Origin of the sequence: Actinomadura sp. 6N118 (genome assembly GCF_044326415.1) — a bacterium.
In the GTDB taxonomy this organism is placed as follows: Bacteria; Actinomycetota; Actinomycetes; order Streptosporangiales; family Streptosporangiaceae; genus Spirillospora.
The window spans coordinates 63,211-76,114 of the sequence record NZ_JBIRAZ010000004.1 but is presented as its reverse complement, the minus strand read 5'-3'; the positions used below and the strand labels follow the sequence as shown (position 1 = coordinate 76,114).

The 12,904-nt window shown below is 73.3% G+C and carries 13 protein-coding genes; 6 read left to right on the top strand and 7 right to left on the bottom strand.

What is annotated here, in order from left to right:
- Positions 1-42 precede the first annotated feature (42 nt).
- The gene (locus ACH34W_RS11055; protein ID WP_395960699.1) at positions 43-459 is read left to right on the top strand and encodes a RidA family protein; all 417 of its coding nucleotides are present in this window, start codon (positions 43-45) and stop codon (positions 457-459) included.
- A 26-nt stretch (positions 460-485) separates the two neighbouring features.
- On the opposite strand, the gene ACH34W_RS11050 is transcribed toward ACH34W_RS11055, so the two are convergent.
- Entirely contained in the window at positions 486-1,133 is a 648-nt protein-coding gene (locus ACH34W_RS11050) for a TetR/AcrR family transcriptional regulator (RefSeq protein WP_395960698.1), read from the bottom strand.
- Between the two features lie 12 nt (positions 1,134-1,145).
- Here ACH34W_RS11050 and ACH34W_RS11045 point away from each other — a divergent pair, with 12 nt between their 5' ends.
- Positions 1,146-2,279, top strand: coding sequence for an alpha/beta hydrolase (locus ACH34W_RS11045; RefSeq protein ID WP_395960697.1), 1,134 nt, complete (start codon positions 1,146-1,148; stop codon positions 2,277-2,279).
- A 48-nt stretch (positions 2,280-2,327) separates the two neighbouring features.
- On the opposite strand, the gene ACH34W_RS11040 is transcribed toward ACH34W_RS11045, so the two are convergent.
- The 3 genes from ACH34W_RS11040 to ACH34W_RS11030 all read right to left on the bottom strand — a co-directional run bounded on the left by ACH34W_RS11040 (position 2,328) and on the right by ACH34W_RS11030 (position 6,155).
- The gene (locus ACH34W_RS11040; RefSeq protein ID WP_395960696.1) at positions 2,328-2,903 is read right to left on the bottom strand and encodes a TerD family protein; all 576 of its coding nucleotides are present in this window, start codon (positions 2,901-2,903) and stop codon (positions 2,328-2,330) included.
- 118 nt (positions 2,904-3,021) lie between these two features.
- Positions 3,022-4,932 (bottom strand): hypothetical protein, encoded by a 1,911-nt coding sequence (locus ACH34W_RS11035; protein WP_395960695.1) that lies wholly within the window; start codon positions 4,930-4,932, stop codon positions 3,022-3,024.
- A 158-nt stretch (positions 4,933-5,090) separates the two neighbouring features.
- A complete protein-coding gene (locus tag ACH34W_RS11030; protein WP_395960694.1) occupies positions 5,091-6,155 on the bottom strand; it encodes an ACP S-malonyltransferase in 1,065 nt (354 codons plus the stop codon).
- A gap of 217 nt (positions 6,156-6,372) precedes the next feature.
- Between ACH34W_RS11030 and ACH34W_RS11025 the strand changes: the two genes are divergently transcribed.
- Positions 6,373-7,395: a 3-oxoacyl-ACP synthase III family protein gene (locus ACH34W_RS11025; RefSeq protein WP_395960693.1), complete on the top strand. Its 1,023-nt coding sequence runs from the start codon at positions 6,373-6,375 to the stop codon at positions 7,393-7,395.
- Here ACH34W_RS11025 and ACH34W_RS11020 read toward each other — a convergent pair.
- Together ACH34W_RS11020 and ACH34W_RS11015 are read right to left on the bottom strand one after the other, a co-directional pair.
- Positions 7,392-8,534, bottom strand: coding sequence for a serine hydrolase domain-containing protein (locus ACH34W_RS11020; RefSeq protein WP_395960692.1), 1,143 nt, complete (start codon positions 8,532-8,534; stop codon positions 7,392-7,394). The genes ACH34W_RS11025 and ACH34W_RS11020 overlap by 4 nt on opposite strands.
- Before the next feature lie 143 nt (positions 8,535-8,677).
- Complete coding sequence (locus tag ACH34W_RS11015) at positions 8,678-9,742, bottom strand: aminotransferase class V-fold PLP-dependent enzyme (RefSeq protein ID WP_395960691.1); 1,065 nt, start codon at positions 9,740-9,742, stop codon at positions 8,678-8,680.
- Between the two features lie 84 nt (positions 9,743-9,826).
- Here ACH34W_RS11015 and ACH34W_RS11010 point away from each other — a divergent pair, with 84 nt between their 5' ends.
- Positions 9,827-10,789 carry a LysR family transcriptional regulator gene (locus tag ACH34W_RS11010; RefSeq protein WP_395960690.1) on the top strand — a complete coding sequence of 321 codons (963 nt, stop codon included), beginning with the start codon at positions 9,827-9,829 and terminating at the stop codon, positions 10,787-10,789.
- A 33-nt stretch (positions 10,790-10,822) separates the two neighbouring features.
- Positions 10,823-11,602, top strand: coding sequence for an alpha/beta fold hydrolase (locus tag ACH34W_RS11005; protein ID WP_395960689.1), 780 nt, complete (start codon positions 10,823-10,825; stop codon positions 11,600-11,602).
- Between the two features lie 56 nt (positions 11,603-11,658).
- Here the strand turns inward: ACH34W_RS11005 and ACH34W_RS11000 are convergent, their stop codons facing one another.
- The gene (locus ACH34W_RS11000) at positions 11,659-12,123 is read right to left on the bottom strand and encodes an SRPBCC family protein (RefSeq protein WP_395960688.1); all 465 of its coding nucleotides are present in this window, start codon (positions 12,121-12,123) and stop codon (positions 11,659-11,661) included.
- A gap of 178 nt (positions 12,124-12,301) precedes the next feature.
- On the opposite strand from ACH34W_RS11000, the gene ACH34W_RS10995 reads away from it, so the two are divergent.
- On the top strand, positions 12,302-12,886 hold the full coding sequence (locus ACH34W_RS10995; protein WP_395960687.1) for a TetR family transcriptional regulator: 585 nt from the start codon (positions 12,302-12,304) through the stop codon (positions 12,884-12,886).
- The last annotated feature ends 18 nt before the right edge of the window (positions 12,887-12,904 follow it).

The window sequence follows — 12,904 nt, the reverse complement described above, 5'->3', positions numbered from 1 at the left end:
GTTTCGCCGACGGTTTCGGCTGACCCGGTAACGTGACCGGACGTGAGCGACAACGACCCCACCGGCATCCGGAAGATCGCGCCGCCCGGGCTGGCGCCCGGGCCCGGCTACAGCCACGCGGTCTCGGTGGACGTCCCCGGCCGCCTGGTCGCCATCAGCGGCCAGGTCGCCCTGGACGCCGCCGGGCACCTCGTCGGCCCCGGCGACCTGGCGGTCCAGACCCGGCAGGTACTGGCCAACCTGCACGCCGCGCTCGCCGCCGCCGACGCCGACTGGCGGCACGTCATCAAGCTCGGCTACTACGTGCGCGACGCCGGGCAGGTGGCGGTCGTCCGGGCCGTCCGCGACGAGATCGTGCCACCCGGGTTCGCACCCGCCAGCACCCTGGTGGAGGTGTCGCGGCTGTTCCGCGACGACCTCCTGGTCGAGATCGACGCCCTCGCCGTCGTACCCGCCTAGGGATCTCTACCCCGATCTAGCCGTATCTAGGGGCGCAGGGACCTCAAGCACAGCACCACCACCGCCTCGACGACCTCCTCGGGCGAACGGCCCGGCGGAGGATCCAGTAGCGCTCCGTGCACCTGCGCCTCGGCGGCCTGCACCAGCAGCAGCGCCGTCAGCGCGCGGTCCGGGCCGCCCACCCCCAGCCGGTGCAGATGGTGCTCGACCTCCCGCGCCATCGCCGTCTGAACGCCCCGCAGCTGCGCCGCAGCCTCCGGCGGGCGCGGCGCCTGGTCGTACAGCAGCCGGTGCGTCACCGGATCGGCGCGGTGCAGGTCGGCCAGCGCCCCCACCAGCGTCCGCACCGTCTCCTCCAGCGGCGGCGCCTCCTCGCGCAACCGCGAGAACACCGCCCCCAGCGCCTCCACCAACTGCAGCATGTGCCGTTCCCCGAGCGCGTACAGCAGCGCGTCCTTGTTCGGGAAGTACTGGTAGAGCGACCCGATCGACACCCCGGCCCGCTCGGCGATCCGGTTGGTGGTCGCCGCCGCGTAGCCGTGCCGCTCGAAAAGCTGAGCAGCCGCCTCCAGGATCGCGTCGAAGGTCTCCTGGGAACGCTGCTGGCGCGGCCTTTTGCGCGGTGTGGAGATGACGGCTCCAATGCGAGTTGCCAGACCCTGAGGATTGCTCACATTCTAGTGGTCATGTTCACCTTCCCCGCCGAACCGCAGGAGATCGTCGACGAGCGGGCGCGGCAGTTCACCGCCTGCGGCATCCCCGCCCGCGTCGTCGCCGCCGCCCGGGACGAGATCGACGACATGTGGGGCATGGGCCCCGGCGGCTGGGTGCCGGTCTGGGCGCGGCACGCCGAACGCGCCGACCGCGACGGCGACCCGCTGCTGTCCGCTCTGTGCTGGGGCGCCGCCCGGTTCCCAGCCCTGGCCACGCCCGGCCGCCTGTTCGCGTACGAGCAGCAGCTGGAGTGCTACCTGGCCGCCGCACCGCGCTTCCGCGCCGCGTTCAAACGGCAGATCTTCCACATCCCCTGGGCCGACGGCACCGCGGAGGGGACCACGCCCGTCCCCGTGCACTTCCTGCGACGGCCCTACGGGCGGCCGCGCGGCGTGCTGATCCTGTCAGGCGGCGTCGACACCTGGAAGATGGACCTGCACCGCCTCGCGTCCACCACCGCCCTGGCCACCGGGCTGCTGGTCGCCGCGATCGACATGCCCGGCACCGGGGAGTCGGCGGTGCCGCTCACCCCGGACGCCGACCGGATCCTGGCCGGGCTGGCGCGGCGGCTGCGCGAGGAGTACGCGCTGCCCGTCGGCTTCCTCGGCCTCAGCTTCGGCGGGCACTGGGCCGCCAAGCTCGCCCTCCTCGGCGAGGTCGACGCCGCCGTGGACCTGGGTGGCCCGACCGGCGCCGCCGCCGAGCCCGTCGACGTGCTGAACCTCCCCTACGGCATGCCCGGCATCATCGGCAACGCCCTGCACCTGGACGCCCTCCCCGACCCGGCCCAGGTCGCCGAGCAGCTCCAGGCGTTCTCCCTGCGGACCCAGGGACTGCTGGACCGGCCCGGCGGCGCGCCGCTGCTGGCCGTCAACGGCGCCGACGACCAGTACATCCCGCGCGGCGACACCACCGGCCTGGGCGGGCGGCCCGGCACCACCGTCTGGCTTGTCCGCGGCGCCACCCACTGCGCGCCCGAACGGTTCCGGCCCGTCATCCTGGCCATCTGGGGCTGGCTCACCGCCCGCCTCGCGGCCCGCCCGGCCACTCCGCTGGCCGAACGCGCCGCACGCCTGCCCCTCACCCCGCACCTGGAGAAAGCGTGAGGGCGCCCCGGCCGCCGGCCGGGACGCCCTCAACGGAGCGGACTCGGGTCAGACGTTGACGCCGAAGTCGGACGCGATGCCCGCCAGGCCCGACGCGTAGCCCTGGCCGACGGCGCGGAACTTCCACTCGGCGCCGGCACGGTAGAGCTCGCCGAAGACCATGGCGGTCTCGGTCGAGGCGTCCTCGGACAGGTCGTAGCGCGCGATCTCGCTGTTGTCGGCCTGGTTGATGACCCGGATGAAGGCGTTGCGGACCTGGCCGAAGTTCTGCTGCCGGTTCTCGGCGTCGTAGATCGACACCGGGAACACGACCTTGGCGACCTCGGCCGGGACCGTGGCGAGATTGACCTTGATCTGCTCGTCGTCACCCTCGCCCTCGCCGGTGAGGTTGTCGCCGGTGTGCTCGACGGCACCGTCGGGGCTCTTGAGGTTGTTGAAGAACACAAAGTGCTTGTCCGACAGCACCTTGCTCTCCGGCGAGCACAGCAGGGCGCTGGCGTCGAGGTCGAAGTCGCCCCCCGTGGTGGTCCGCACGTCCCAGCCCAGACCCACCACGACCGCGGTCAGTCCAGGAGCCTCCTTGGTCAGCGAGACGTTGCCGCCCTTGCTCAGACTGACTCCCACTGCGTGCACCTCCATATAGACGTTCCGCACGGGCCTCGGCGCCCGCACGGCCTGTTGGTAGAACGGTAGCCACCTGACAGCGGTTCCCTCGCAGTTTCGCACACGGCGTGGCGAAGATTCACCCTCGGCTCACGAAAGCCGTCGGGGCAGTGACCTCGGACGGGAGTTCGAACGCGGCGGCCATCGCGGCAGCGTCCGCCGCCAGCTCGTCGCACAACGCGCCGCGCCGTTCCCAGACCCGTTCCAGCAGCCCGGGCTCGGCCACCCCCACGTCCAGCAGAACCCCGGCCCGGCGCTCGATCCAGCCCAGCGCGTGCAAGCCCAGCAGCGGCCGCAGCACCCCTGCCCCTGACGCCGCCGCGCCCCCGGACGCGGCCCCTGATGCGACCCCTGATGCGACCCCTGATGCGACCCCTGCCCCGGCCCCCACCCCAGCTCCGGACGCCGGCTCCGGTTCCGGTTCCGGCTCGCAGGCCGCGGCCAGGATCTCCAGCATCGTGCGGTCGGCGAACGCCGTCGCCGTCCGCACCGCCAGCGACAGGTTGTCGTTCCAGGCCTCGAAATCGTCGCGCCCGTCCGCCCGCGCCGCCGCGATACGTCCCGCCAGGCGCCGCTGCAGCCGCAGCTCGCAGTCCCGGGCCAGGTGCACCCACACGCGGGGGGACGACAGATCTCCGCCGTCGGGCACCGCCGCGGCCACCACCGGCGGCTCGTAGCGGTCCAGATCGGCCATCGCACGCGCGGTGTCGAACAGGATGAGCTCGTTGTCGCCGCCCGCGTTCATGTAGGCATGGGCCAGGCCGCGGTAGCCGTTGAGGCGGTCGGTCGCGGCGAACCCCGGTGCGCCTGACAGCACCCGGCACCGCGACACCGTCTCCTGCGCCTCCATCGTCGTCGCCGCCTTCAGCAGCGCCAGGTCACGGTCCACCGCCGACCAGGGCGCCCACGCCGTCGCGGGGCCGCCCGCCTGCCCCGCCCCGGCCCGGGGCTCTTTGACGTGCGCGGCCACGACCGTCAGCGCGTACGCCGACGCCAGCGACTCCAGCACCGCCTCCCGGACGTTGCTGTAGTCGGTCAGCGGCCGCAGCGGCGCCAGCCGCCCCAGCGTGACCCGGTCCGAGGCGTGGGCATGCAGGATGCCCGCCGCCGCCCGTGTGATCGCCGCCGACATCGAGATCACCGCGCGCCACACCGGCGGGCCGATGCTCATCGAACGGGTCAGCCGCGCGGCCGGGTCGCCCACCGGGTCATGGAACTCCCCGCCGGCGCCGATCGTGGCGCCGTCGCGCAGCCACGCCTCGTAGGGCACCCGCAGCCCCGACAGCCGCACCGCCGCGTAGTCGACCATCAGGCCGGTGGTGTCGGGGGCGGCCACGATCTCCACCCCGGCGGGCACCGCGCCGCCCGGCCCCCGCACCGGCACGGCGAACACGAACACCCCGCGCTCCCGCCCGCCGTGCTCCACCGTCGCGTACACCGCGGCGATCTTGGGGATGTCCGGGTGGGCGGTGTTGGTCGGGAACTTCACGGCCTCGTCGTCGGGGGTGGTCAGCACGAACTCGCGGGTGGCCGCGTCGTAACGCGCCAGGGTCCGCGGAGCCAGATGGCTGTTGCTGCGTCCCACCTCGGTCATCAGCAGCGCGCCGAACGACTCCATCGACTCCAGCGAGTCACGCGCCACCCGCGGCCCCTCCTGCGCGGAGCCGAACAGCAGGATCGGGCCGAGAGCCAGGGTGTAGTGCAGCAACATCAGGTGGAAGAGCCCGGGATCGGCCATCGCGGCGCGTTCCAGCAGCGCGCACAACGCCGGCGGGTCGTCCAGCAGTTCGGGCGCGGGCGGGGCCGCCACGCCCGCCCGCCGCAGCCGTTCATAGGTGAGCGCGTGCCGGTCCTGGACCGTCAAGCCGTCGGGATAGCCGAAGAACTCGCCCGGAACGGCCTCCTCCAGGCGGCTGCGGGTCTTGGCGGTGAGCCCGGCACCGCGGACCAGCCGCAGCAGAACGGGATCGGGCGGGGAGACGGTTCCCATCGCGGCGCTCCTGTGTGGGGCGGGGTTCAGTTATGGGGCGGGAGTTCAGTTGTGAGGCGGGGGTTCAGTTCGATGACGGCCACGGCATGCGTGGGCGGGACGGAGCGGGGCCGGCCGGGGCCGAGCAGGGCCGGCCGGGTCAGGTGGCGGTGGAACGGTCATTCGAGGCGGGGACTGTCGAGCGCGTCGGTGAGCGGCACCGGGTGCACGCCGGGCGCCGACTTGCTCACCGGTGCCTCGCGCTGCCCCGGCACGCGCGGCCGCTCGCGCAGCGGCGCCAGCGTCGGCACCTCGGGCAGGGTGAGGCGGGCGCACTGGCACAGCGCGTTGCCCGCGCCGGCCTCGGCGAACGCGGTCGCGCCGGCCTCGTGCACCGCCCGCAGGATCTGCGGCAGCCGCACCGGCTTGACGATGCAGTCGGTGAGCGCGCGGTGCAGGTCGTCGTCGTCGCGGTAGGCGCGGCCGCGCACCGGGGAGTACACCGCGACCTCCAGCGGGCGCTGCGGGAACGAGCGGATCATCTCGTACCACTCGTCGTCGGCGCCCGCCATCGCCGGATGGTGCGACAGGTAGGGCACCGCGAGGCGGACGGCGCGGATGCCCGCGGCCTGCGCCGCCGCCAGCGCCGTCTCCAGCGGACCCTCGGGGCCGCTGACGACCGTCACGCCGGGGGCGTTGAGGCAGGCGACGACGACCTCGGGCACACCGGCGGTCTCGATGCACGCCAGGGTGCCGTCCTCGGTCGCCTCCATCAGCCCCATGCCGCCGCCGGCGCCGCGCCGGGCCAGGACCTCCACCAGGCTCACGGCCATGCGGGCGCCGTCGCTGATGCTGAAAACCCCCGCGCACACCAGCGCGGCGATCTCGCCGAAACTCTGCCCGACCGCGTAACCCAGCGGAACGCCCTCGGCGCGCAATACCCTGTCGACGGCAACCGAAGTGGCGTAAGCGGAAAGTTGTGCAACGCCCTGTTGGCGTGCGGCTGTACGGTATTCGCCCGGTTCCTCCAGAAGGATCGTCCGCAATGACGGCCAGCCTGTGCGCGGCAGGCCTTCCTGGACGGCGTCCAGGACGTCGGCGACGATGCGGGGGGCTGCCGGGCCGGTGCGCGACAACGCCTGAAGGTCGGGTGCACCGGCGGAGCCGGTGCCCGGAAACAGGAACGCGCATAGGTCGTCCGGTTTGAATTCCTGCGTCCAGCCAAGTGGGAACGAGATGGACACGCGGGTGTTCTCCTTACCTCTAAGGAAGGGCCGACTTTCCTTATTGGACGAAGACCGCTTTGTTGTTGTTATGGATTGAAAGTCGCGAAATGCGATTATTCACTTAAGGGATCGGCGTGACAACCGTCCGTGTGGCCAGTATGCACGGTCGGGGTCCCGTCGTGGGCACGAGAAGCACCGGTCTGGCGGGCCGGACATCGGTATATGAGGAGGACGCATGAACGGGCGGCCGGTCGTACGGCAGCGGTGGGCGATCCGAGGCACCGGGTCCTATCTTCCCGACCAGCGGGTGCGCAGCGAGGATCTGTCCCTGGCGATGGGCCTGGCACCGGGCTGGATCGAAGACCGCACCGGCATCCGGCACCGGCACGTCGCCGACTCCGGGCAGGCCGCGTCCGACCTGGCCGCGGGCGCCGGCCGCCGCGCGCTGGAGGCCGCCGGGCTCGCCCCGGAGGACATCGGCCTCATCGTGCTGGGCACCTCCACCCCCGACGAGCTCGGCCCCTCCACCGCCTGCCGCGTGCAGGCCGTGCTGGGCGCGGCACAGGCCGCCGCCTTCGACGTCGCCGCCGCCTGCACCGGGTTCGTCTACGGGCTGCAGGCCGCCGTGGGCTGGCTGGCCACCCAGCGCGGCAAGCCCCCCTACGCCCTGGTCATCGGCGTCGAGGTCTACTCCCGGTTCCTCAACACCGGCGACCGCGCGACCGCCGCGCTGTTCGGCGACGGCGCCGCGGCCGCCGTCATCGGGCCGGCCCCGCCGCCGTACGGGATCGCCTCCATGGCGATGGGCGCCGACGGCACCCGCGCAGGGGACGTCCTCATCCCCGCCGGCGGCAGCCGCACCCCCGCCAGCCCCGGCACGCTGGCCTCGCTCGGCCACACCATCCACATGGACGCCCGCGCCGTACGCTCGTTCATCGTCGACATCCTCCCCCAGCTGATCGCCGAGGCGACCGGCGACGCCGGCGTGAAGCCGTCGGACCTGTCGCTGGTCGTCCCGCACCAGCCCAACCCCCGGCTCGTCGCGTCGCTGGCCGACCAGGCCGGGCTCGCACCCGGCCAGATGGTGATCGCCGGGCAGGACGTCGGGAACATCGGCGCCGCGAGCCTGCCGTACGCGCTGGACCGCGCCGTCCGCACCCGCGGCATCGGCGAGGGCGAGGTGGTGCTGCTCGCCGGCTTCGGCGCCGGGCTCACCTGGGGCCACACCCTGATCGTCTGGCCGCCGGGAGGGAGCTAACCGGCCGCCAGGCCCGCATAGGCGGCCAGCACGATGCCGATGCCCCGGCCGTCGCCGAGCGTGCCGGGGCTGAGCATCCGGTTCATCGCGTACGCCACCACCATGCGCGCGTCCAGGTCCACGACCACCAGCGAGCCACCCCAGCCGCCCCAGAAGCACGTGCGCGGGTTGGGGGAGATCGGCATCTCCGCGCTGTTGAGCCCGTAGCCCATACCCAGCCGCAACGGGACGCCCAGGCAGCGGTCCTTGCCGTTCGACTGCTCCTGGAAGACCGCCTCGCATCCCGCCTCCGACAGCAGCCGCACCCCGCGTGCCTCTCCCCCACAGGCGAGCACCGACTGCACCGCGGCCACCGAGCGCGCGTTGCCGTGCCCGCCCGCGGCCGGGATCTCCGCGCGCCGCCAGCCGGCCGAGTTGGCGGTGCCGGCGTCGAACCGCGGATTGCCGTAATGGCGCAGCAGCAGCCGCGCCGCCTCCATCGCCGGCCCCTCGGACTCGGGGACCGGCGCGGGGATGACCGGCGCGACCCGGTGGTCGTGTTCGGCGGGCAGACCGATGTGGAAGTCGGCGCCCAGCGGCCCGGCCACCTCCGCCGCGAAGAACGCGCCGACGCTCGCCCCGGTGATCCGGCGGATCACCTCGCCGACCAGGTGGCCCTGGGTGAACGCGTGGTAGCCCGACTCGGTGCCCGGCTCCCACCAGGGGCGCTGACGGGCCAGCGCCGCGGTGGACTTGTCCCAGTCGTACAGGTCTTCGGTCGCCATCGGCTCGTCCCAGCTGGGCAGCCCCGCGGTGTGCGACAGCAGGTGCCGCACCTCCACGCGCTCCTTGCCTGCGGCGGCGAACTCAGGCCAGTACCGCGCTACCGGGGCGTGCAGGTCCAGCTCGCCCCGGTCGGCCAGCATCAGCGCGCACAGCGCTGTCATCGTCTTGGTCGTCGACCAGACGTTGACGATGGTGTCGCGTTCCCACGGCCGCGTGCGCGCCTCGTCGGCGTGGCCGCCCCACAGATCGGCAACCGGCACGCCGTCCAGGAACACCGCCGCCGAGGCGCCCACGTCATCGCGGTCCAGGGACGCCGCCAGCGCGTCGCGCACCCCGCCGAACCGGTCATCGCACGAACCGTGGATCTGCGTCATGAACGCAACCTAGACCGGTTCCGCCCCGCCGACCAGAGCGGCATTCGGTCCCAGGCCGGCGGGCCGGGCGGAAGCGTCAGGCCGCTGCGGGCAGGGCATCAGGCCGTGGCGGGAATAGGCATCAGGCTGTGGCGGGAAAGGGATCAGGCCGTGGCGGGCAGCCGGACACGCCCCTCCAGCAGGCTCAGGGCGCGGTCGACGTCCTCCTCGGTCGTGGACAGGTGGAACGAGCAGCGCAGCAACCCTGCCCGCACCGCGGCGGCCACCTTGTTGTCGCGCAGCAGTTCGGCGGTGCCGCCGGTCACCTCGACCGACACGATCGCCGACTCTCCCGGCGGCAGGCCGAGCCCGGCGCGGAACCGCGCGGCCATCGCCAGGTCGTGCCGGTGGATCGCCTCGATCCCGACCTGCTCCAGGAACTCCAGCGCCGGGGCGTGCCCGGCCCACGCCTGCCACGCCGGGGACATGTCCAGGCGGCGCGCGTCGGCGGCGAGCCGCAGCGGCACACCGTAGATCGAGTCCCAGATGTCGGCGCCGGCGTACCAGCCGGCCGCCACCGGCGGCAGCGCGGCCAGCGCCTCGGCCGTGCCCGCCAGGAAACAGGTGCCGCGCGGGCCCAGCAGCCACTTGTAACCGCCGCACACCAGCAGGTCGACACGGTCGGCCGGGAGCGGCAGCCAGCCCGCAGCCTGCGTGGCGTCCAGCAGGATCCGGGCGCCGTGCGCGCGGGCGGCGCCGATCAGGTCCTCCATCGGCGCGAGCGCCCCGTCGGCCGACTGCACAGCCGACACCGCCACCAGGTCCACGCCGCCGTCCACCGCGTCGGCGATCCGCTCCAGCGGCACCGAGCGGACCGCCAGCTCCGGCCTCGCCAGGAACGGGAACAGCAGCGAGGTGAAGTCGCCGTCGGCCACCAGCACGGTGGCGCCGGCGGGCAGCGAGGCCGCCACCAGGCCGACGAAATATGACACCTGCGGGCCGGTCGAGACACGGTCGGCGGGCAGGCCGATCAGGCGGGCGAACGCCTCCCGCGACCGGGTCACCGCCGCGTCGCCCTGGTCGGTGGTGAGGAGCCCGGCCGCCCGGTCCCGCTCGGCGGCCAGCATCGCCTCGTGCGCGACCCGGGGCGGCAGGCCGTAGCTCGCGGTGTTCAGGAACGTGACCTCGGCGGAGAACTCCCGCTGAGCGTCATGGATGGGAATGCTCATGTCCCGATCATCGCCGACCCGCGAGCCATAGGACAAAGTCATATCTTCTAGAGGATCCATAAGTGTCGTTGATAGCTTGGGGAGATGCTCGATCTGCACCGGGGCCGGATCCTGCGCGAGGTGGCGCGGCTCGGCTCCATGACCGCCGCAGCGCGATCTCTCTCGTACACCCAGCCGGCGATCTCCCATCACATCACCCGGCTGGAGGCCGAGGTGGGCACCCCGCTGGTCATCCGGTACGGGCGCGGCGTGCGGCTGACCGAGGCCGGGCGGATCCTGGTCGAGCACGTCGAGGACGTGCTGTGCCGCATGGCCGACACCGAGGAGCGCATCGCCACCATCGCCGGGCTGCGCGCCGGCCGGGTCCGCGCCGCGGTCTTCCCGACCGCCGCGGCCGCGCTGCTGCCCGACGCGCTCGCCGCGCTGCGCGGCCGCGCACCCGAGGTCACCGTCTCCCTCGTCGAGGCAGAGCCGCCGGAGGCGCTGGCGGCGCTGCGCGCCGGCGACGTCGACCTGGCCGTGGTGTTCTCCTATCCCGGGACACCGCCCGACGGCGACACCCGGCTGCGCGAGGTCGTGCTCTGCGAGGACCCCGTCCGGCTCGCGCTGCCCGGCGACCACCCGCTCGCCGACCCGGCCAAGGCGCGCAACGCCGCTCTGGCCGATCTGGCGGAGGAGACCTGGGCGTCTGGATGCGAACGCTGCCGCGGCCACCTGCTGCGCGCCTGCGAACAGGCCGGGTTCATCCCGCGCATCGCGTTCGCCACCGATGACCACGTCGCCGTCCAGCGGCTGGTCGCGCGCGGGCTGGCGGTCACCGCCCTGCCCGGCCTGGCCCTGGCGCTGCATCACGAACCCGGGGTGGCCCTGCCTCCGCTGCCCGGCCTCGGCCGCCGCCGCGTCAGCGCCCTCGTGCCCGCCGGCGAGCGGCCGCCGGCGGTCGCCGCGCTGCTGGACGAACTCGGCATCGCCGCAGGCACGGTCGACGGGGCCAATACGATCAAGGGGGCCGCTGCTCTTGACGGCCGAGCGCAGGTCAGGACATAAAGTGCTGTATCGCTGCGCCACGAAGGGGAATCCATGCCGTCGATCACCGTTGCCGATGCCAACGTGCACTATGAGGTCGAAGGCACCGGTCCAGGGCTGGTCCTGGTGCACGGCACCCAGGGCAGCGGCGAGACCCACTGGGGCCGTATGGTCGACGGGTTCTCGGGCGACCGCACCGTCGTGCGGCCCGATTTCAGCGGCAGCGGCAAGACCACCGACGCGGGCGGTGAGCTGACCGCGGAGATCCTGGCGGGCCAGGTGGCCGCCGCCGCCCGCGCCGCGGTCGACGGTCCCGTCGACATGGTCGGCTTCTCCCTCGGCGCGGCCGTCGCCGCCGCGACCGCCGCACTCGAGCCCGGCCTGATCCGCCGGCTGGTGCTCGTGGCGGGCTGGGCGCACACCGGCGACGCCCGGCAGCGCCTGATGTTCGAGCTGTGGCGCGATCTCGACCGCGTCGACTTCGGGCTGCTCAACCGCGAGGTGCTCCTCAACGGCTTCAGCCCCCGCTTCCTGGACGGCCTGGGCCCCGACGGCATCGCCGAGGCGATCGCCACGAACACCCGCGAACCCGGGCTGGACCGCCAGATCGACCTCGACCTGCGGGTCGACATCCGCGATCTGCTGCCCCGGGTCGCGGTACCGACGCTGGTGGTCGAGCTGACCCGCGACCAGCTCGTGCCGGCCTGGGGACCCATCGCCCTGCACGAGGGCATCCGCGACAGCCGCTACACCGAGATCGACAGCGGCCATCTCGTGGTGTTCGAGCGCCCGGCCGAGCTCACCGAGCTCATCCGCGGGTTCGTGCTCGACTGACGCGCCGGCTCGGCCACGTCAGGACGCCGGGTCAGGACGTCGGATCAGGAACCGCGTCAGGACGTCGGGTCCTGGCCGACCTCGCCGCGCCAGCCGCCGGTCTCGCGGCCCTGGGCCTCGATGAACTCCTTGAACCGCTTGAGGTCGCCCTTGACCCGGCGCTCGACCACGTGCAGGGCGTCGCCGGCCTTCTCCACCACGCCCTCGGGCGCGAACTCCATCTGGAGCATCGCCCGGGTCTTCTCCGGGCCCAGCCGGTGGAAGGTGACCACGCCGGCCTGCCGGGGCTCCTCGACCGACGTCCAGGCGATGCGCTCGTCGGGCCGCTGCTCGGTGATCTCGGCGTCGAACTCCCGCTTGACCCCGGCGATGCTGGTCCGCCAGTGCGTCCGGGTGTCGGTGACCTGCTCGACCTGGTCGACGCCCTCCATGAAACGCGGGAACTCGGTGAACTGGGTCCACTGGTTGTACGCGGTGCGCACCGGGACGTCGACGTCGATCGACTGCTCGATGGTGCTCATGACCGATTCCTCCGTTCAAGTCGGGTTTCTCTGGGTCGTGGCTGGCCCTGCCCGGAGGATCGGGACCCAAACGCCTGGTGACCACCGGCGACCGCGGCCACCGTGCTCGGGTTCCCGTGCCGCGCATGCCCATGCTGCTAGAGTTTCTGAACGTTCATTCACAAATCCGGAGGGTGCCGTGGCGCGACCGCGCACCACCAGTGACGAGGCGATCCTCGGCGCGACCGCACGAGCCCTCGGCCGCCTCGGGCCTGGGCGGCTGACGCTGAACGCGGTGGCCGCGGAGGCCGGGCTGTCCCCGGCCACCCTCGTCCAGCGGTTCGGCTCCAAGCGGGGGCTTCTGCTCGCCTTCGTCCAGCGCGCCGAGCGCGGCGCCCGCCGGCCGTTCGAACGCGCCCGCCAGGACCACGGCTCGCCGCTGGACGCCCTGCGCGCGGCGATGGCGGCCCTGGCCTCGGACGTCGGCACCCCCGAGGAACTGGCCAACAGCCTCGGCCTCCTCCAGCTGGACCTCACCGACCCCGAGTTCCGCGAGCACGCCCGCACCTTCACCCGCGTCACGCGCGAGGAGATCTCCGCGCTCCTCACCGAGGCCGTCACGGCCGGCGAGCTGGCAGCGGGCACCGACCCGGCCCGGCTCGCCCGGTCCGTCCAGGTCGCCTACAACGGCACCCTCATCGTCTGGGCCCTCGACGGCGACGGCCCCCTGCCCGATGCGCTGCGCGCCGACCTCGAGGTCCTCCTCGCCCCCCACCGCCCCTGAACCGGCGACGCCGCCCCC